This window comes from Streptomyces sp. NPDC046939 (assembly GCF_040644575.1).
In the GTDB taxonomy this organism is placed as follows: Bacteria; Actinomycetota; Actinomycetes; order Streptomycetales; family Streptomycetaceae; genus Streptomyces.
On sequence record NZ_JBEYWV010000001.1, the window covers coordinates 265,943 to 284,179 of the forward strand.

The 18,237-nt window shown below is 70.9% G+C and carries 23 protein-coding genes and 1 pseudogene; 13 read left to right on the forward strand and 11 right to left on the reverse strand.

All coding sequences use genetic code 11. The features are described 5' to 3' along the window. Window positions 1–56: 56 nt before the first annotated feature. Complete coding sequence (locus ABZ877_RS01240; protein ID WP_361062269.1) at window positions 57–1,307, reverse strand: cytochrome P450; 1,251 nt, start codon at window positions 1,305–1,307, stop codon at window positions 57–59. A 183-nt stretch (window positions 1,308–1,490) separates the two neighbouring features. Here ABZ877_RS01240 and ABZ877_RS01245 point away from each other — a divergent pair, with 183 nt between their 5' ends. Further along, window positions 1,491–2,357 (forward strand): AraC family transcriptional regulator, encoded by an 867-nt coding sequence (locus ABZ877_RS01245; protein WP_361062865.1) that lies wholly within the window; start codon window positions 1,491–1,493, stop codon window positions 2,355–2,357. A 67-nt stretch (window positions 2,358–2,424) separates the two neighbouring features. Here ABZ877_RS01245 and ABZ877_RS01250 read toward each other — a convergent pair whose 3' ends face one another. Next, complete coding sequence (locus ABZ877_RS01250) at window positions 2,425–2,841, reverse strand: CBS domain-containing protein (protein ID WP_361062272.1); 417 nt, start codon at window positions 2,839–2,841, stop codon at window positions 2,425–2,427. A gap of 122 nt (window positions 2,842–2,963) precedes the next feature. On the opposite strand from ABZ877_RS01250, the gene ABZ877_RS01255 reads away from it, so the two are divergent. Next, the gene (locus ABZ877_RS01255; RefSeq protein WP_361062868.1) at window positions 2,964–3,161 is read left to right on the forward strand and encodes an SDR family oxidoreductase; all 198 of its coding nucleotides are present in this window, start codon (window positions 2,964–2,966) and stop codon (window positions 3,159–3,161) included. 66 nt (window positions 3,162–3,227) lie between these two features. Then, entirely contained in the window at window positions 3,228–3,455 is a 228-nt protein-coding gene (locus tag ABZ877_RS01260) for a hypothetical protein (RefSeq protein WP_361062275.1), read from the forward strand. Window positions 3,456–3,575: 120 nt separating this feature from the next. On the opposite strand, the gene ABZ877_RS01265 is transcribed toward ABZ877_RS01260, so the two are convergent. Further along, the gene (locus ABZ877_RS01265) at window positions 3,576–3,836 is read right to left on the reverse strand and encodes a hypothetical protein (RefSeq protein WP_361062278.1); all 261 of its coding nucleotides are present in this window, start codon (window positions 3,834–3,836) and stop codon (window positions 3,576–3,578) included. A gap of 150 nt (window positions 3,837–3,986) precedes the next feature. Here ABZ877_RS01265 and ABZ877_RS01270 point away from each other — a divergent pair, with 150 nt between their 5' ends. Then, a complete protein-coding gene (locus tag ABZ877_RS01270; protein ID WP_361062281.1) occupies window positions 3,987–4,574 on the forward strand; it encodes a putative immunity protein in 588 nt (195 codons plus the stop codon). Between the two features lies 1 nt (window position 4,575). Here ABZ877_RS01270 and ABZ877_RS01275 read toward each other — a convergent pair whose 3' ends face one another. From ABZ877_RS01275 to thrS, 3 genes and pseudogenes are all read right to left on the reverse strand, one after another. Next, the gene (locus ABZ877_RS01275; RefSeq protein ID WP_361062284.1) at window positions 4,576–5,076 is read right to left on the reverse strand and encodes a GNAT family N-acetyltransferase; all 501 of its coding nucleotides are present in this window, start codon (window positions 5,074–5,076) and stop codon (window positions 4,576–4,578) included. A 31-nt stretch (window positions 5,077–5,107) separates the two neighbouring features. Next, complete coding sequence (locus ABZ877_RS01280; RefSeq protein ID WP_361062287.1) at window positions 5,108–6,208, reverse strand: glycoside hydrolase family 43 protein; 1,101 nt, start codon at window positions 6,206–6,208, stop codon at window positions 5,108–5,110. Window positions 6,209–6,373: 165 nt separating this feature from the next. Next, window positions 6,374–7,606: pseudogene (gene thrS, locus ABZ877_RS01285) on the reverse strand (threonine--tRNA ligase); the annotation flags it as partial. Window positions 7,607–7,957: 351 nt separating this feature from the next. Between thrS and ABZ877_RS01290 the strand changes: the two are divergent. Further along, window positions 7,958–8,779: a MerR family transcriptional regulator gene (locus ABZ877_RS01290; protein ID WP_361062290.1), complete on the forward strand. Its 822-nt coding sequence runs from the start codon at window positions 7,958–7,960 to the stop codon at window positions 8,777–8,779. Here ABZ877_RS01290 and ABZ877_RS01295 read toward each other — a convergent pair. Next, window positions 8,709–9,395 carry an HAD-IA family hydrolase gene (locus ABZ877_RS01295; RefSeq protein ID WP_361062293.1) on the reverse strand — a complete coding sequence of 229 codons (687 nt, stop codon included), beginning with the start codon at window positions 9,393–9,395 and terminating at the stop codon, window positions 8,709–8,711. The two genes, ABZ877_RS01290 and ABZ877_RS01295, sit on opposite strands and share 71 nt — an antisense overlap. 125 nt (window positions 9,396–9,520) lie before the next feature. Here ABZ877_RS01295 and ABZ877_RS01300 point away from each other — a divergent pair, with 125 nt between their 5' ends. Beyond that, a complete protein-coding gene (locus ABZ877_RS01300) occupies window positions 9,521–9,742 on the forward strand; it encodes a hypothetical protein (RefSeq protein ID WP_361062296.1) in 222 nt (73 codons plus the stop codon). A 32-nt stretch (window positions 9,743–9,774) separates the two neighbouring features. Here ABZ877_RS01300 and ABZ877_RS01305 read toward each other — a convergent pair whose 3' ends face one another. Continuing rightward, a complete protein-coding gene (locus ABZ877_RS01305; protein WP_361062299.1) occupies window positions 9,775–10,197 on the reverse strand; it encodes a hypothetical protein in 423 nt (140 codons plus the stop codon). Further along, window positions 10,190–10,735 carry a sigma-70 family RNA polymerase sigma factor gene (locus ABZ877_RS01310; RefSeq protein WP_361062302.1) on the reverse strand — a complete coding sequence of 182 codons (546 nt, stop codon included), beginning with the start codon at window positions 10,733–10,735 and terminating at the stop codon, window positions 10,190–10,192. Before ABZ877_RS01310 ends, ABZ877_RS01305 begins: the two co-directional genes overlap by 8 nt. A 116-nt stretch (window positions 10,736–10,851) precedes the next feature. On the opposite strand from ABZ877_RS01310, the gene ctaD reads away from it, so the two are divergent. Genes ctaD through ABZ877_RS01325 form a run of 3 tightly spaced genes read left to right on the forward strand, consistent with a single transcriptional unit; the run spans window position 10,852 to window position 13,217 of the window. Beyond that, on the forward strand, window positions 10,852–12,489 hold the full coding sequence (gene ctaD, locus ABZ877_RS01315; protein ID WP_361062305.1) for a cytochrome c oxidase subunit I: 1,638 nt from the start codon (window positions 10,852–10,854) through the stop codon (window positions 12,487–12,489). Further along, window positions 12,486–12,797 carry a hypothetical protein gene (locus ABZ877_RS01320; RefSeq protein WP_361062309.1) on the forward strand — a complete coding sequence of 104 codons (312 nt, stop codon included), beginning with the start codon at window positions 12,486–12,488 and terminating at the stop codon, window positions 12,795–12,797. The genes ctaD and ABZ877_RS01320 overlap by 4 nt, the downstream gene beginning before the upstream one ends. A 60-nt stretch (window positions 12,798–12,857) precedes the next feature. Beyond that, window positions 12,858–13,217: a DUF2809 domain-containing protein gene (locus ABZ877_RS01325; protein ID WP_361062312.1), complete on the forward strand. Its 360-nt coding sequence runs from the start codon at window positions 12,858–12,860 to the stop codon at window positions 13,215–13,217. Here ABZ877_RS01325 and ABZ877_RS01330 read toward each other — a convergent pair. Then, window positions 13,187–14,194 (reverse strand): WYL domain-containing protein, encoded by a 1,008-nt coding sequence (locus ABZ877_RS01330; RefSeq protein WP_361062871.1) that lies wholly within the window; start codon window positions 14,192–14,194, stop codon window positions 13,187–13,189. The genes ABZ877_RS01325 and ABZ877_RS01330 overlap by 31 nt on opposite strands. A gap of 179 nt (window positions 14,195–14,373) precedes the next feature. On the opposite strand from ABZ877_RS01330, the gene ABZ877_RS01335 reads away from it, so the two are divergent. From ABZ877_RS01335 to ABZ877_RS01345, 3 genes are all read left to right on the forward strand, one after another. Then, window positions 14,374–14,796, forward strand: coding sequence for a VOC family protein (locus ABZ877_RS01335; RefSeq protein WP_361062315.1), 423 nt, complete (start codon window positions 14,374–14,376; stop codon window positions 14,794–14,796). A gap of 90 nt (window positions 14,797–14,886) precedes the next feature. Beyond that, window positions 14,887–16,032 carry a winged helix DNA-binding domain-containing protein gene (locus ABZ877_RS01340; RefSeq protein WP_361062318.1) on the forward strand — a complete coding sequence of 382 codons (1,146 nt, stop codon included), beginning with the start codon at window positions 14,887–14,889 and terminating at the stop codon, window positions 16,030–16,032. A gap of 79 nt (window positions 16,033–16,111) precedes the next feature. Continuing rightward, on the forward strand, window positions 16,112–17,281 hold the full coding sequence (locus ABZ877_RS01345; protein ID WP_361062321.1) for a helix-turn-helix domain-containing protein: 1,170 nt from the start codon (window positions 16,112–16,114) through the stop codon (window positions 17,279–17,281). Between the two features lie 7 nt (window positions 17,282–17,288). Here the strand turns inward: ABZ877_RS01345 and ABZ877_RS01350 are convergent, their stop codons facing one another. Then, complete coding sequence (locus ABZ877_RS01350; protein WP_361062324.1) at window positions 17,289–17,738, reverse strand: cupin domain-containing protein; 450 nt, start codon at window positions 17,736–17,738, stop codon at window positions 17,289–17,291. 188 nt (window positions 17,739–17,926) lie between these two features. On the opposite strand from ABZ877_RS01350, the gene ABZ877_RS01355 reads away from it, so the two are divergent. After that, window positions 17,927–18,226 carry a WhiB family transcriptional regulator gene (locus ABZ877_RS01355; RefSeq protein WP_361062327.1) on the forward strand — a complete coding sequence of 100 codons (300 nt, stop codon included), beginning with the start codon at window positions 17,927–17,929 and terminating at the stop codon, window positions 18,224–18,226. The last annotated feature ends 11 nt before the right edge of the window (window positions 18,227–18,237 follow it).

Sequence of the window (18,237 nt, forward strand, 5' to 3'; positions counted from 1 at the left end):
AGGCCGGGCCGATGCCGTCAGGCCGCGCACCCGGTGCGATGTGCCGGGGCCAGGTGTTAGGAGCTACGGGCGTCGCCGTCCGCCGCGCGGGGCACCAGGACCACCGGCAGTTCCGCGTGTCCGTTGGAGATGAACGAACCCGCCGGACGCAGCGACTCGGCGGGGACGGCCAGGCGGAGGTCCGGGAAACGGGTGAACAGGCCGCGCAGCGCCGTCTCGCCCTCCATCCGGGCGAGCGCCGCGCCGAGGCAGACGTGCACGCCGTGGCCGAAGGCGAGATGGGCCTTGCTCACGCGGGTCACGTCGAAGGCGTCGGCGCTCACCCCGTGCAGGTCGGGGTGGCGGCCGGCGGCCGCGTAGGACGCGAGGATGGCCTCGCCCTGCCGGAACACCAGACCGTCCGCCAACTCGATGTCCTCGACCGCGTACCGCATCGGCAGATGGGCGACGGGCGCCTCGTAACGCAGCGTCTCCTCCACGACGTCCGTCCACGTCCGCGCGCCGTCCCGGACGAGGGCGAGCTGATCCGGGTGGGTGACGAGCGCGGTGATCGCCTGGTCCAGGAGGTTGACGGTGGTCTCGTACCCCGCGCTGACCACGAGCAGCAGCGTGTCGAGAAGCTCCTGCTCGGTCAGCGCGGAGCCGTCGTCGTCGCGGGTGGCGATGAGTACGGAGGTCATGTCGTCGCCGGGCCGGGCGCGCTTGGCCGCGACCAGATCGGCCATGATCGCGTACAGCTCCTCGGTGTTCGCCGCGGCCTCCTCGGGGCCGAGACGGGTGTCGAAGACGTTGTCGACGGTGCGGCGGAAGTCGCGCTGCGCCTGGTCGGGGAGGCCCATGAGTTCACTGATGACGCGGATCGGCAGCGGGTACGCGAACCGCTCGCGCAGATCGGTGACCGCCCCGGCCGGGGCGGCGGCGAGCTCGTCGAGCAATGTGCGGGTGATCTCCTCCACGCGCGGTTGGAGCGCGGCGATGCGGCGCGCGGCGAAGGCCGGGCTGACCAGCCGCCGCAGTCGCCGGTGGTCGCCGCCGAACGCGGTGAACATGTTGTCGACGGCCACCCACAGGGCGAGCGGCCAGACCCCGACGATCTTGTCGGGGAAGAGCGGCCAGTGGCGCCGGGGGTCCTTGGAGACCCGCGGGTCGGTGAGCAACTGCTTGAGCAGGGCGGGGTCGGTCACCGCCCACGCCTCGACGCCCAGGACGTCGACGCGGGTGGCCGGGCCGCGCGAGCGGAGCTCGGCGTCCTCCGCGTGCCGGTCGCTCCCGGCGGCGTCCAGGACGAGGATCTGCGGCTGATGCATGCGAGGCTCTCCTCAGGACGCGGCTGAGCGGCGGGCGTGCACAACGCGCCGGACGTGGCCGGCGCCTGCCTCGGAAGAACAACTCGGGCGCGTCCCACAGTAGTTGGTCGTCGCGGACCGGTGAAGGGCGCTTCGCCTCGGAGACGCGGCGGTACGAAGAGGAACGTGGGAAGGAGGCCGCAGGTGCTGGAGCGGCTCAATGAGGCCCTGGAGCACATCGAGCACCGGCTCGACCAGCGGATCGAGGTGGCCGAGCTGGCGCGGATCGCGGCCACCTCGGAGTACCACCTGCGGCGGATGTTCTCCGCCCTCGCGGGTGTCCCCCTGTCGGAGTACATCCGGCGCAGACGCCTCACGGTGGCGGGCGCGGAGGTGCTGGCCGGAGGGACATCGCTCCTGGACATCGCGGTGCGCTACGGCTACGGGTCGGGGGAGGCGTTCGCCCGGGCGTTCCGCGCCATGCACGGGGTCGGACCCGGCGAGGCCCGGCGCGACGGCGCGGCGCTCGTGTCACAGCCACGGCTCACCTTCCGCCTCACCGTCGAAGGGAGCAGCAGCATGCGCTACCGCGTGGTGGACCGGCCGGATCTCACCGTGGTCGGGCTGAGGACGAAGGTGTCGCTGGTCCACTCGGGGCCGAACCAGGCGATCATCGACTTCGTCCGCGGGATCGACCCACGGGTCCTGGACTGCTTGGAGAAGCTGTCCGACCAGGAGCCGCACGGCATCGTCGCCGTCTGCGACGACCTGGACCCGAGCCGCGCGGAGGGCACCGACCTCGACTACTACCAGGGGGTCGTGACGTCGGTGGAAGCCCCGGAAGGTTACGCCGTACTGGCGGTGCCGGCCGGTACGTGGGCCGTCTTCACCACGTCGGGGCCGGTGCCGGGGGCCATCCAGGAGTTGTGGCGGGACGTGTTCACGGAGTGGTTCCCGTCGAACCCGTACCGCACCAGGCCCGGCCCGGAGATCCTGCGGACCACCCTTTCGCCCGACAAGACCCGTGCCGACGCCGAACTGTGGCTGCCGGTGGAGCGAGAAAGGGCCTGAATCACGGCCGAAGGGGTGACGGCCGCGGCGCCGGGCACCGCGACCGTCACTGTCACTCGTCTGCCGCTCAGTCCGTGGAGAGCGCCTCGACCAGACGGCCCGCCTCCGGCTCCTTCAGGGCCCGGGCCGCGTCCGCGAGCGCCACCATGCCGACGAGGTCGGTCCCGTCGATCACCGGCAGACGCCGCACCTTGTGCTGGGTCATCGTCGCGAAGATCTCGTCGGCGCCGTCGTCCGCGCCGATCGTCACGGCCTCGCCCTGGGCCAGCGTGCCGGCCTCCACCTCTGCCGGGTCGAGCCCCTCACCCAGGACCTTCACGACGATGTCGCGGTCGGTGAGCACACCGATGAGCTTGTTGTTCTCCCCGCAGATGGGCAGCGCGCCCACCCCGTACTCCTTGAGCTTGTGCGCCGCGTCGCGGACGCTCTCGTGCGCCCCCACGCACTGCGCTCCGCCGGTCATGATGTCGCGCGCCGTAGTCATGATGTACAGCCGTCCCTTCGTGGCGTTGCGGATGTCGAACGCTCTGCGAGTGACCGCGTGCACGAGGACTGAAACAGGGAGATTCCGCCGAACGGCCCCGGGCGGCGCGTTCGGCGGTGATGATGGACTACGCCGCCTCGAAGGCGGCCCAGATCATCTTTACGAAGTCCATCGCCGCGCATCTGGCCAAGCGTGGCGTCCGCGCCAACGTGATCGCCCCCGGTCCCATCTGGACCGTCCTCAACGTGGCCGGTCAGCGGCGTCGGACGCCGACTCCAGCTACACGGTCGGCGAGGTCGTCGCCGTCACCGGCGGCATGACGGACAGCCGCTGACGCGCGGACGGACGGCAGGTGTCACCCGCGCCAGGGCGAGCACACGGTGGTCATGACGCAATGGAAGATCGCCATAGAGACCGAGGACGAGGGTGGCCTGGTCACCGAGGTCGCGCCGGACGCCGTCGCCCATGCCTTCGATGTCGACGGCGGCGAGTTCCCGCACCCGGTCTCGTCCCCGTACGCCCTCAAACGTGACGTCGACTGGGAGATGCCGCTCCAGCGCGGGAAGCGGTGCACCGTCTGCGCGGACATGGTCGCGCCCAGCAAGGAGCCCTGACCGGGACTGCGAGAACGGCCGGGCTCCCGACGGCCTGAACGGCCGCCGCCACGAACCGCCGGTGTCGACGGTTCGGGGCGAGCAGCCGCTCAGGATGTGTGACGTTCGACGCCGACTGTGTCAGTCGTTGTCGAAGTCGAAGCCGTGCTCGAAGCGGTAACCACCGGCGTTCTCGTAGCCCGCCGCCCACATGCCGTGGTTGGTGACGCCGAGCGGGCCACCGACGTTGGACGCGTTCTGGCCGGCCGCGTGTCCCTCGTTGTAGTAGACACCCTCGCCGCGAGAGCCGCCGTCGTCGTCGGAGGAGGCCATGGCAGGCCCGGCCGCCAGGAACCCGGCGACGGTGGCAACGGCGAGAGCGGTCGTGATGCGATTCAGCACAGTTTTCTCCTTGTGTGCGAGTGGAGTGGATCTCTTACACAAAAAGCTGTTCTGAGCTGCGCCGCATCTTCACAGGCCCAGTTGGCTGACCCGGCGCGAGGACGGCCCGTGCCCGGCCGGGGCGGTTCCCGGGTGGTGCAGGATGGGTCCATGGCCACCGAACACGCGAGCGAGATCGTCCTGAGCAAGCGGGAACTGCGCGCGGTCAGCGCCTTCGCCGTGGCGTGCGCGGAGACGGTGCTCGACCTGTTCGAGGCGGAACGGCCGGACGACACACGGCCCCGGAAAGCCATAGCCGCGGCCCGCGAGTTCGCCCGGGGCGGCGAGCGCGGGAAAGCGCTGCGCGACACCGCGTCGGCCGCGCTCAAGGCGGCGAAGGCCGCGGAGACGGGCGCCGCCCGGGAGGCGGCCTGGGCGGCGATGTCGGCAGCGGGCTCCGCCTACCTGCACCCCCTGGCCAAGGCCACCCAGGTCAGACACATCCTCGGAGCCGGTGCCTACGCGGCCAGAGCGGCCGAGCTCCACGCGGGCGACGCCCCGAGCGTCGCGGCGGCTTACATCGAGCGGGCGGTACGGTGTGCGACGCCCGAGGTCGTCGCCGTGCTCCTGCGCTATCCGGCGGCGCCGAACGGGGGTGGGCGCACAGGTGAGTTGACCCGCAGGCTGGACACCGAACTCCGGGCACTCGACGTGCGGAAGTCACTCGACGCACCAGCATCTGTTTCTGACGACGTGTGAGCTAGGCAAGTGTGCGCCGATAGCGCAGTTCCGTGAGCGTGGTCGTGTCGTAGACATCGTCCTGCGCGGCGCCGTCGGCCTGGTAGCCGGCGCGTTCGTAGAAGCCCCGGGCCCGTCGGTTGTCGCGGAGGACCCACAGGGCCGACACGTCGTGTCCCGCCGCCGTCATACGTACGTGTGCCTCGTCCAGGAGACCGCGACCGACCCCTTGCCCGAGCAACTCCGGTGCCACGTACAGGGCGTAGACCTCACCTGCCTTCCTGGCGCCGGGCAGCTCGCTCCGGCACGGTCCGAGGCAGAGCCAGCCCACCGGCCCGTGATCGTCAACCGCCACGAGGTTCTCGACGCCCGGCCGGGGTCGGGCGAACGACCGCCGTCGCCGCTCGGCGTCCTCCTCCACGGTCATCGCCGCCAGGTACGCCCCGGGGACGATGCCGGCGTACGCCGCTCGCCATCCCCGCACCCGGATCGTCGAGACGGCCTCGACGTCGGCCTCTTCCATCGCTCGCACCCGCACCACGTCCGGTGACACCTCACTCGAAGAACTTCAGACTCCACCCCGTGTTGGTCTCCGCGCCGGGAACGTTGGCACGTTTGTAGGTGGTGTTGCCCCACCATACGAACGAGCCGCTGTACCACTGCCGGTTCTCCCAGGAGTACGGGGTTCCCTTGGCGACCGCGTGGAACATGAGGGGGAACCTCGGCCCGGCGGGCGGGCTCGTGTTGATGTCGCCGTCGAGCAGGACGAAGCTGTGGTGCCCGGGACCGTCGACATACAGCGTCGGGTCCCAGCCGGTCATCATCGTCTCGCGGTGCGAACCGAACAGGCAGCCGTTGGACTTGTACCAGTCCCATACGTACGTCGGGTCGCCGCCCGCCCGCAGCCGCAGGTCGGCCAGGCAGTACTGGTTGCTCCAACTGCCGTTGGCCGAGTACACGATGTGCAGTTGCCCGTTGGGGTCCTTGATGGCTTCGGGCGCCTCGTTGATGTACGGGTTGCCGACGACGCGCTCCCAGCCCTCGCGCGGCTGCGAGATGACCGACCGCCTGCCCGTGGGTGTGGTCGGGTCAGTCATCCGCGCGATGTAGAGGTTCTGCTCGACGTTGGTGTCCCCGGCCCAGCCCGACCAGACGAACCAGCGCTGTCCCTGGAAGGTGAACAGGGTGCCGTCGATCGCCCACTTGTCGTCCGGCAGCGCCAGCTTCTTCGCCGCCGTGTAACCGCTGTCCGGGGCGGCGGAGCTGATGACGTACATGCGGTGGGCGGCGGAGCGGCCGGCCGAGAAGTAGATGTAGTACCGGCCGCCGTCCCGCACGATCTCCGGCGCCCACACCTCCCCGAGCCCCCCGGTGTCCGACCAGACCTTCCGCGTGGGGGCGGAGGCGAGGGCGTCGAGCGACGACGCCTGCCGTACGACGATCCCGCCGTCCGCCGACTGGACGGCGACATAGGTGCTGCCGACCCGCAACACGCTCGGGTCCGCGGCCCGCAGCCCGGTCGCGCCCTGCACGGTCGCCGCGCGGTCCGGCGCCGCGCCCTGGGCGGTGTCGGGCACCGACAGGGACAGCGGGACGGCGAGGGCGGCCGCCAGCGCGAGTGCGCAGAGAGCTGAGGAGCGTCTGAGGAGTCCCATGGGCTCTCTCCCTTGTGTCGTCTGGGTCGTCTGGGTCGTCTGTGTCGTCGCCGGACGGGAACGGGGACGGGACGACACCGTCGCGCTAGTGGGTCGTTGCGTCATTACATCGTTGGAAGTGCCCCCACAGGCTCCCGAAGCGCATGGGACATGTCAACGCCTCAGTCAACGATCGCCGCTCTCCCACAAAGCGGTGCTGCGCGCCTCGACCAGGGCCGAGATGCGGGCCAGGGCCTCACCGGCCGGCAGCGGGTCGAGCCGGCGGCCGTCCCGCAGGCGCAGGGCGACCCGCTGGTCGGCGGCCTCCTTGGGGCCGATCACAGCCTGGTAGGGGGCCAGGCGTGCGGCGCGGACGCGGGCGCCCAGGGTGCCCCGGTCCGGCCCGACGACCTCGGCACGCAGCCCGCGATCGAGACACTGCCCCGCGAGGGCGGCGGCGTCCGGGAGTTCGGCGTCGGAGACGGGCAGGATGACGAGTTGGATGGGGGCGAGCCAGGCGGGGAAGGCGCCGCCGTGCTGTTCGATGAGGAGCGCCATGGCCCGTTCCACGCTGCCGATGATGCTGCGGTGGATCATGACGGGGCGGTGCGCGGCGCCGTCCGCCCCGATGTAATGCAGGTCGAACTGTTCGGGCTGGTGGAAGTCGACCTGGACGGTCGACAAGGTGAACTCCCGCCCCGCGCTGTCGCGGACCTGTACATTGATCTTGGGCCCGTAGAACGCGGCCTCGCCCTCGGCCGCCTCGTACGGGAGCCCGGAGCGGTCGAGGACGTCGGTCAGCAGCGCGGTCGAGCCCCGCCACTTCTCCGGGGCGGCGACGTACTTGCCGCCGGGACCCGGCAGGGAGAGGCGGTAGCGGGCCGGGACGATGCCGAGCGCCTCATACGCCCGGCGGATCAGTTCGAGCGCGGCCCGTGCCTCCTCGGCGGCCTGGTCCAGGGTGCAGAAGACATGTGCGTCGTTGAGCTGGATGGCCCGCACCCGCGAGAGGCCACCGAGGACACCGGACAGCTCGGAGCGGTACATGCCGCCCAACTCGGCCATGCGCAACGGCAGTTCACGGTAGCTGTGCGGGCGGGAGCGGTAGATCACCGCGTGGTGCGGGCACAGGCTCGGCCGCAGGACCACCTGTTCCCCGCCCAGCTCCATCGGGGGAAACATGTCGTCGCTGTAGTGCGCCCAGTGCCCCGAGATCTCGTACAGCTCCCGCTTGCCGAGCACCGGCGAATACACGTGGCGGTACCCGGCCCGCCGCTCGACGTCACGGATGTACTCCTCCAAGGTGTGCCGTACGGCCGCGCCGTCGGGCAGCCAGTACGGCAGGCCCGCGCCGATCAGCGGGTCGGTGTCGAACAGGGCCAGCTCACGGCCGAGTCTGCGGTGATCGTGCATGGTGGTCTCCTCACGGTCGCCGGGCGAGCGACCGCAGGACGAAGCCCCGGGCGGCTCGACCCGGGGCTTCGGACTACGACATCGGTCAGCGCGCCGGGACACTCTCCGGCGTCGTCGTCACAGCGGCGCGCTTCATGCTCCGCAAGGTAGCAGGGCGGGCGGAACGGGTGCGCGGGCTTTTTTCGTCGGACCCCCTTGGCCGGGGCAGGCAGCCCGCCTTGATCGAACCCGACCCCACTGCTTGGCTGACCCGCATGACCGACCCCGACCCCGACCCCGGCCCCGCCCCCTGCCCACGTAGCCGTCCACCGCACGCTTGACTCTCACACCGTGTCAGGCGGTCAGCTCGGAGACATCATGTTCACCATCGGAGACTTCGCCCGGCACGGCCGCGTGTCCGTCCGGATGCTGCGCCACTACGACGCCACCGGCCTGCTGCACCCCGCCCGGGTCGACACGGCCAGCGGCTACCGCTACTACAGCGCCGCACAACTCGCCCGCCTCAACCGCGTCATCGCGCTCAAGGACCTCGGCTTCACCCTCCAACAGGTCCGGGACATCATCGACGACAAGGTCGGCGTCGAGGAGCTGCGCGGCATGCTGCGGCTGCGGCAGGCCGAGCTGGAGAGCGCGGTGGCCGCCGCGGAGGCGCGGCTCGTGCAGGTCGAGGCGAGGCTCCGAGCGATCGAGAGCGAGGGGCGCATGCCCACGAACGACGTTGTCCTCAAGAGCGTGCCCAGTGTCCGGGTGGCGGAGCTGAGCGCGACCGCCGACAGCTTCGATCCGGCGGACATCGGCCCGGTCATCGGGCCGCTCTACGACGAGCTGTTCCGCCGTCTCGGCGAGGCCGGGGTCAGCCCCGCGGGGCCGGGGATCGCCTACTACGAGGACGCCCCCGAGGGCGGCGGCCGCATCACCGTCCACGCCACCGTCCAGGTCTCCGCGCCGCTCCAGGACGGCGCCTTCCGCGTCCACGACCTGCCGTCCCTCGACCAGGCGGCGACGATCGTGCACCGCGGCTCGATGGACACCGTCCTGCCCACCACGCAGACCCTCGCGCGCTGGATCGACGCCCACGGGTACCGGTCGAGCGGGTACCCGCGCGAGATCAACCTGGAGTGCCCGGAGAACCGGGACGAGTGGGTGACGGAGCTGCAGTCCCCCGTGACCCACCCCTGAGTCGCGTGAGCGCAGTCCGCAGATCGTCGGGGACGCGGTAGAGCAGGCCGGTCATGCCGAGCGCGATCGCGGCCTCGACATTCTCGGGCCGGTCGTCCACGAACAGGCAACGGTCCCGGGCGACCCCGGCGCGACGCGCCGCGATCTCGTAGATACCCGGGTCCGGCTTGGCCACCCGTACCCGGGCGCTGCTGACGACATGATCCGCGAAATCGGCCAGCCCCAGCGTCTCCAGGTCCTCCTCCAACCGCAGGGTGGCATTGGTGACGAGCACCAACGGCACGTACGCCCGCATGCGCGCCAGCAGTCCGACCACGACCTGATCCGCGTGGAACGGGGCGCGGGCGAGCGCGGCCGCCAGTTCATGCGCCCGCGCCCCGGACACCCGCCCCGCGAGGCCGACCGCTATGGACTCCACCCACTGCTCCGTGGAGATCGCGCCGAGCAGCAACGGCAGATCCCTCTCGGGCGCGTAGGCGACGCTTTCGGTCGTCCCGACGGGAAGCCCGGACGCCCGCTCAAGTTCCGCCAACTCCGTCGTGTCATAGAACCGAATCACATTGTCGAGGTCACAGAGCACCGCGTCGAAGGGCCTGCGTGCATTCCTAAGGGTCACGGTCCGACTCAACACCCTGGAACGGGTCGGCGACGCCCTCGTAGGCGGGCAAGAGGACATTTGTCCCGGCCAGGACGGTACTCGTTGCTCTGCCGCTTCGGCCGCCCGTGTTCCACACTCGGTTCATGGGCACATCACACACACCACAACGGGACGAGGCATGGGAAGGCGTCGTCGAGGACAAGTCACGCGGCATGCTCGACGGGGCGAACATGTATCACTTCGTCGTGGTCCGCCGGACGGACGGGGAGTCCATGCGGATCCGCGTCGAGCGTCGGCTCTGGAAGGCGGTCGCCGTCGGTGACCGCCTGGTCAAGGCGGCGGGCAGCGATCCGGTCAAGGGCTGAGCGCGCGTAGGGCGTGGACGGCGGGGCCCGGCTCAGCGGGGGGTGTCGATGACGCCGGGGCGTGCGGGCGCCTCGGCGTCATCGACAGCGGTGGAGACGGTGAGCGGGAGCACGGCCCACCGCCTCAGATACCTCTTCTCCGCCTGAACCCCGTTCGGATGCACTTCCTGCCCGATACGTTCGGCGCACCCCGAACGGACGTCGTCCGTCGCGCTCGCCGGGGGAGCCGCCGCGTACGACAGCGCCAGTACGAGGAGCGCGGCCACGGCGCACACGGCGATCTCGGCGCGCAGGACGAGGGCGCGGCGGGCGCGGCGGGTGCGGCTGCTGTGGAGGAGCCGGTTGAGGGAGCGTTCGGCGCGGTGGTGGAGGGGGCCGTCCGCGTAGCGGGGGTCGTCGGCCGGGACGGGGTTGGCGCGGCGCACCAGGGCGAGGTCGTCGAAGGCTTCAGGCACGGTCGCGGTCTCCTGAGGTCACGGTCATGTTCATCCGGTCGATCTCGGCGCGCAGCCTGCGCCGGGCGCGGTGCAGCCGCATCGCGGCCGCGTTCTTGCCGCACTCCAGGGCGACGGCCAGTTCGTCGAGCGTCAGCTCCTCCCAGGTGGTGAGGCGCAGCGCTTCCTGGTCGGCGGGGCTCAGCCGGGCCAGCGCGTCGCGGACCCAGGCGCCGGGCTGTTCGGCGTCGGGCCCGGGGACGACGTGGCGGCGGTGGGCGCTCTCGTGGTGCGTGATGCGGTCCAGGAGCCGGCGGCGCCGGCCGAGCCCCCGCACGGTGTTGGCGAGGCAGTTGCGGGCGACGGCGTACAGCCAGGGCAGCGGTGTCTCGGGCGGGAGTTCCGCCCGCCGCCGCCAGGCTATGGAGAAGACGTCGGCGACCACCTCCTCGACCTCGTGGGCGGCGCCCGGGTCGAGTCGGCGCGCCACGAAGCGGCTGACCGCCCAGTAGTGCGCGCGGTAGGCCGCCGCGAAGGCTTCGTCGTCGGTCGTGCTCATGCTGCGTTGGTGTCCGGCACGGCACCGATCTTCACAGGTGTCCCGTGTGATCTTTTCGGTGGGGTCGGACGGGCCGGTGCGGTGAAGCGCGGGGCGGGTCCGGACACGTACGGGGCATGAGATCTTCGAGGTGGGTCACGTGGCTGACCAGCACGGACCACAAGACCATCGGCACGCTGTACCTGGTCACGGCGTTCGCCTTCTTCTGTCTGGGCGGTGTCCTGGCCCTGTTCATGCGGGCGGAGCTGGCGCGTCCCGGCACGCAGATCATGTCGAACGAGCAGTTCAACCAGGCGTTCACGATGCACGGCACGATCATGCTGCTGATGTTCGCGACGCCGTTGTTCGCCGGGTTCGCCAACTGGATCATGCCCTTGCAGATCGGCGCCCCGGACGTGGCGTTCCCGCGCCTGAACATGCTCGCGTACTGGTTCTATCTGCTCGGTTCGCTGATCGCGGTGGGCGGGTTCCTGACGCCGCAGGGGGCCGCCGACTTCGGGTGGTTCGCGTACGCGCCGCTCTCGGACGCCGTGCACTCGCCGGGCGTCGGGGCCGACATGTGGATCATGGGTCTGGCCCTGTCCGGGTTCGGCACGATCCTCGGCGCGGTCAACTTCATCACGACGATCGTGTGCATGCGCGCGCCCGGCATGACCATGTTCCGGATGCCGATCTTCACCTGGAACGTGCTGCTCACCGGCGTCCTGGTCCTGCTGGCCTTCCCGGTGCTCGCGGCCGCGCTGTTCGCGCTGGAGGCGGACCGCAAGTTCGGGGCGCATGTCTTCGACGCGGCGAACGGCGGCGCGCTGCTGTGGCAGCACCTTTTCTGGTTCTTCGGACACCCGGAGGTCTACATCATCGCCCTGCCGTTCTTCGGGATCATCTCCGAGGTCATCCCGGTGTTCTCCCGCAAGCCGATGTTCGGCTACTCGGGCCTGGTGGGCGCGACCATCGCGATCGCGGGTCTGTCGGTGACGGTGTGGGCGCATCACATGTATGTCACCGGAGGTGTGCTCCTTCCGTTCTTCTCCTTCATGACGTTCCTGATCGCGGTGCCGACAGGTGTGAAGTTCTTCAACTGGATCGGCACGATGTGGCAGGGCTCGCTGTCGTTCGAGACCCCGATGCTGTACGCGATCGGGTTCCTCATCACCTTCGCCTTCGGCGGCCTCACCGGTGTCATCCTCGCGGCGCCGCCGCTGGACTTCCACGTCGGCGAGACCTACTTCGTGGTGGCACACTTCCACTACGTCATCTTCGGCACCGTCGTCTTCGCCATGTTCTCCGGATTCCATTTCTGGTGGCCGAAGTTCACTGGCAAGATGCTCGACGAACGGCTCGGCAAGATCACCTTCTGGACGCTGTTCATCGGCTTCCACGGCACCTTCCTCGTGCAGCACTGGCTCGGCGCCGAGGGCATGCTGCGGCGCGTCCCCGACTACCTCGCCGTGGAGGGGCTGACCGGACTCAACACCGTCTCGACCATCTTCTCGTTCGTCCTCGGCATGTCGTTCCTGCCGTTTCTCTACAACGTGTGGCGGACCGCGCAGTACGGCGAGCCGGTCGGCGTCGACGACCCCTGGGGGTACGGGCGTTCCCTGGAATGGGTCACCTCCTGCCCGCCGCCCCGGCACAACTTCGTGGCGCTGCCCAGGATCCGCTCGGAGTCCCCGGCGTTCGACCTGCGCCACGACAGCGACAGCGCCGGTGACAGCGACGCCGCCGCGCGCGGGCAGGTGGCGGTGGGGCGGTGACCATCCAGGAGATCGAGGGCTACTTGATGGTGGAGGCGGCCCGCACGGAGGGCCGGGCGGCGGCCGAGCGCTTCGTCGCGCGCCTGCCATGGCTGACGGAGTCCCAGGCCGCCGAGGTCCGCGACACATATGCCGCGACCTATGTGGAGCTGCGCCGGGACGGTTGGCAATGGTGTGCGCGCCGGGCCCGGTCGCTGCGGGACGAGTACGAGGAGCGGTACCGGGTGTTGCGGCGGCGGGTGTGCGGAATGGTGTGCACGGGTGTCGGCGCCGGGGTGGTCGTCGTCGCCGGGTGGGTGGTGCGGTGAGCGCCGGGGCGGCATGACCTTCGTACGGGACCGGGTGTCCGCGCCGCGTATCGTCCGGGCATGAGCAGACGGTGGTGGGGTGCCGGTGTCGCCGTGGTGACGGTCGCGGCGGGTCTGGGGATCCGGGCGTGGACGGGCGGGCCGTTCGCGAAGTACGCGGGGGACGCGCTGTACACGGTGCTGGTGTGTGCCGTTGTGATCATGGTGGCGCCCAGGCTGCGGCCCGTCGTGGTGGCGGGCGTCGGCCTCGGGTTCAGTTGGGCCGTAGAGCTGTCGCAGATCGTCGGTATCCCCGAGGTGTTGCGGCCGCTGCTGGGCGCGACGTTCAACGCGCCGGACCTGTTCTGGTACGTCGTGGGGGCGGGCCTGGGATGGTGCCTCGCGGCGCGTCACTCCGGGGCGTTGGCGGCGCGGGCGTAGCGGGCCGCCAGTTCCGCGAACGCCGTACGCAGTTCGGGCGGGCCGACGACCTCGATGTCGGCGCCGAAGAAGCCGAGCGCGGAGGCGAGCCCGGTCCACGACCAGGAGCCGAGAGTCAACCGGCATCGGCGCGGCCCCAACTCCTCGACGATGCCGTCCCCCGCGAAGGGCACCACATCGGCGGCGGGCAGGTGCAGGATCACCTCGCCCTGACAGGGCCAGTCCGTGCTGGTGCCGTCATTGCCGCGGAAACGGCTGGTGACGAAGGCGGAGACGCTGCCGCCCGGCACTTCCCGCGCCGCGAAACGAGGGCCCGTCGGCGTACGGGGCCGGACGCGGTCGGCGCGGAAGATGCGCCAGTCCTCGCGGTCGAGGTCCCAGGCCACGAGGTACCAGCGGTGCGCCCAGGTGACCAGGTGATGGGGCTGGACCCGGCGCACGGCGGTGGCCGCCCCGGCCCGGTCGTCCGCTTCGGCCGTGCCCGGTCCTGGGACCGGTGCGTAGGCGAAGCGCAGCTCCTCACGGGCCTGGATCACGCGGCTCAGCTCCCGGAGGGTCTCGCCGTCCAACTGCGGCGCGGCGAAAGTCTCGGGTGGCCGGACGGCCGTGACGCGCAGGGAGTCGATCCGTCGGCGCAGGCGCGGGGGCATGACCTGGCGGAGGGTGGCCAGGGCGCGGGCGGCGTCCTCGGCGACGGTGGCGTCGGCGGTCACGGTCCGCAGCGCGACGGCCAGGGCGACCGCCTGACCGTCATCGAAGACCATCGGCGGCATATGGGTCCCGGCGTCCAGCCGGTAGCCGCCGGCCGGGCCCTTGACGGTCGTGATCCGGTAGCCGAGTTCACGCAGGCGGTCGATGTCGCGGCGCACGGTGCGCGGGGTGACGGAGAGCCGCGCGGAGAGGTCGTCACCGGACCAGTCCCGGGGTGTTTGCAGGAGGGAGAGCAGAGCGAGGAGCCGGGCGGACGTCTTCTGCATGTGCTGCTGCCTCGCTGTCACAGTCGAACGCTGCGGACCATTCCCCGAGAACCCGAGAACCCGAGAACCGGAGAACCGGAGAACCGGCAGGAGTAGCGGACACAACCTGTCCTGTACCGCCGCCATAGTGACACATGAGTCGCTGCGAGGCGCAGTCCCACCGAGGCAAGGAGCCCGACATGTCCGTCACCACCACCACGCACCTGAACTTCCGCGGCGACGCGCGCGCCGCACTGGACTTCTATCGCTCCGTCTTCGGTGGGCACACCGTCGCGGTCACCTACAAGGACGCGGGTGCCGTCGGGAACGAGAGCGAGGCGGAGTGGGTCATGTGGGGCGAGGTGGCCGGGGACAACGGCTTCCACGTCATGGCCTACGACGTGCCGTCCCACCTCCCCTGGAGCCAGGGCGAGAACCCGTTCTTCGTCTCCGTACGGGGCGATGACGCCGAGGAGATCACGGCCCTGTGGGGCAGGCTCGCCGAGGGGTCGGACGTCGTGCGTCCGCTGGAGCCCGCACCGTGGGCGCCGCTCTACGGCATGCTCACCGACCGCTTCGGCGTCACGTGGGTCCTGGACGTCGCCGCGCCCTACAACGGCTGAGCGCGTCCGCCCGGTACAACCGAACTTCGACACCCGAACCCCAACACACCCGAACCCCAACACATCGGCACCCACACGTGTGAGAACCCCATGACCGTGCTCGACCGCCGCGCCCTCAATCGCGCCACCCTCGCCCGCCAACACCTGCTCACACGTGCCCACTTCTCGGTGCCCGAGGCCGTGGCCCACCTGTGCGGGTTGCAGGCGCAGGAGCCCCAGGAGCCGTTCATCGGCCTGTGGTCGAGGGTCGCCGCGTTCGAGCCCGGTCAGTTGGACGACGCACTGACCGGCCGCGCCGTCGTCCGCACCCATCTCATGCGCCGCACCGTCCACCTCGTGACGGCCGAGGACGCGCTCTCGTGGCGGGCCCGACACGACACGATGCTGCGTCAGCGCGTCCTCGGAACCTATCGGCGCGAGTTGGAGGGCATTGACCTGGAGGAGGTCGCGGCGGCGGGCCGCGCGGTCATGGCGGACGGGCGGCCCCGCACCATGAGCGAGCTGGTGGAGGCCGTCCGCGACCGGTGGCCGGGCCCGCCCCGCCGCGCCCTCGGTGAACTGCTCGTCGCCGCCCTCGTGCCCATGGCCCAGCTCCCGCCCCGCGGGCTGTGGCGGCGGACCGCCGGCGTACGCAACCTGTCCCTGGCCACCTGGCTGGGGCAGGACATCGCACCCCTGCCCGACGACGGCCCCGATCACCCCGACGGCCTCGACCACGCCACCGACCCGGTCGGACAGCGACTCCTGCTCCGCTACCTCGCCGCGTACGGCCCGGCCTCCAGCGCCGACCTGCGCGCCTGGTGCGGCCTGGCCGGTCTCCCCGCCGCTGTCAAGGCCGTACGGGACCAGCTCGTGACCTTCCGCGACGAACGCGGCCGTGAACTCCTCGACCTGCCCGACGCGCCGCGCCCCGATCCGGACACCCCGGCGCCGGTCCGCTTCCTCCCGGCGTTCGACAACGCCGTCCTCGGCTACCGCGACCGGAGCCGGATCATCGACGACGCCCACCTGGGCCTGTCCGTCGCCGGGCACCGCATGGTCCTCGTCGACGGCCGCGTGGCGGCGACCTGGACCGTACGCGACGGCCGCCCGGAGATCAGCCCCCTGCGCCCCTTCACCACCGCCGAGCGGAAGGCGGTCGAGGCCGAGGCCCGGTACATGGCCGACTTCCTCAACCAGCAGGTCGTCAGAGACCAGCAGGTCGTCATACCGGCCGTTTCACCCGTACGGTCCTGACCGGCCCGGACGGTGCCTTTTTAAGGTGGCATATGCCGCACTTCTCCAGGGCACCGCCCCGTCAACGGCAGGGAAGCGTATGACCATTCCCCCTCAGTCCGCGCGCACGGCGACCGACCACCGCACGGCACCGCTCCGCGAGATCGTCCGCCGCCTCCAGCACACCCGCCCCGCCCTCGTCACCCGCATCGCCGAGTGCGCGATCCCCGCATCTCCCGGATCACCGTCCCTGGCCGACGCCGTGGACGACCTCCACCTGTGGCTCGACGTTCTGGCGGGCGCCCTCCCGCCCGCCGAGGAGAACCGCCGCTTCCGCCGGCTCGGCCAGGCGTACGCCCGTGGGGAGACCCGCCCCGAGGACGCCGTCGCGGTGCAGCACACCTGCGTCGTGGTGTTGCGTCAACTCGTCGCCGAACAAACGCGGTTCACACGGCCCGCGCAGGACGCGGCCGCCGTCATGCGCGCCTTCGACGCGGTGACCCGTCGCCACTGGGGACCCGCCGTCACCGCGCTCACCGAGGCCCACCGCGCCGCCCGGGCCCATGCCTCGCTCACGCCGGACGCGGACCGGGGGTTCGAGGCCGTCGTCCGCGCACTGACCAAGGCCGGCGGCGACACAGTCCTCCCGGCCTTGCCCGGCTTCGTCCGCGCACCTCTGCGCTGGTGCCTCGTCAGCCGCCTCGACTCGGCCGCGCACGCCGAAGAGGCCGCCCGTACGCTCCGGAACGCCAACCCTCGCACCCTGGCCGCGGCCGTCGACCGTACGCTCATTGCCTACCAGCACGAACGGCCCGTCCTGCCCGACGGATTCCCGCCCAGCGGGCTCGCCGCCGTGGAGGACTCACCGGAACGGGCCGCCCGCCACGCCGGCATCTGCGCGGGCCTCGCCCGCGACTACGGGCATCCGCTCGTCGACACCCGGCAGATCCAGCCGCTCCTCCCGGCGCTCGACCAAGGTCCCGCCTTGCGCGAGGAGTTCCTCACCACCTGCCTCGGGCCGCTCTACACCGACGCGCAGAACGCACACCTCGTACAGACGCTGCGCGCCTACCTGACCCACGGGCTGCGCTCCGCGCCCGCCGCCCGCAGCCTCTTCATCCACCGCCACACCATGACCTACCGGCTGCGCTGCATCAGGGAACTCACCCGGCTCGACCTCGACCGGCCGCTCCACCGGCTCCAGGCGGAGGTGGCGCTGTTCTTCCTCCAGGAGGACTCGCGCCACGGACGCGTCCAGCGCCAGTACTGACGTGTCGTCACTCGAAGTCGCACCCCGGGTTGGGGGCGTCCTCGGCGAACGGGGCTCCGTGCGGCAGGACGTACAGAACATCCAGGACGACATCGGTGGTGCCACGGTTCTGGCCGAGGTGCACATGGTCCGCGCCGGACGGCTCCGTGATCGTGCTTCCCTTGCGGTAGACGCCGTCGGAGGCGCACGTCGCGTCGAAGTGGCTGAGAGTGCCCTGTCTGACGAAGCCGTACAGGGTGCCGTCGTGGAAGTGCCAGCCGGTGCCCTGGCCGGGCGGGATGGTGATCTCCCGCAGGATGTAGTCCCGGTCGCCCACCGTCTTGCTGGCGATGAGCTTCGCGGTGACGCCGGGACCGCCGGGGGTCGCCTGGGCGGTGGTGGCGGTGACGGTGGTGACGGGGAGGGCGAGCGCGGCACACGCGGCGCCGACGGCTCCCAGACGTGACAGATGCCGCATGACAGTCCTTCCAAGAGGAGAACGGTGTTGCACGGCTGGACAGTTGCGACAGTGTGCTGCGCGGGGCGGGCCACTGTCTACGGAGCCGTACGACTCCGGCGGCGCAGCTTGTCGAGGCCGATGTCACGAAACGGTTGATCGACCGGTCATGAACGGAGAGGGACCGTGAGCCGTGCAGGAGGAATCGGATGGACCGGCACGAGGTGAACCCGTACGGAACGGGCTGGCGTGAGTCAGCCGCGTGCCGGGGCCTGGACCCCGATCTCTTCTTCCCGATCGGCAACAACACGAGCTTCGCCTTCCTCGTACAGACCGAGGAGGCCAAGGAGGTGTGCCGGACTTGCCCGGTGGTACGGCCGTGTCTGCGGTGGGCGATGAACGCCGGTGCGGTGGAGGGCATCTGGGGCGGCACCACGGAAACCGAACGCCGGGCGGTACGACAACGCGGCACACCCGACCGCCCCGGCCCGGAACCTACCGCCGCCTGAGCACATGTGTG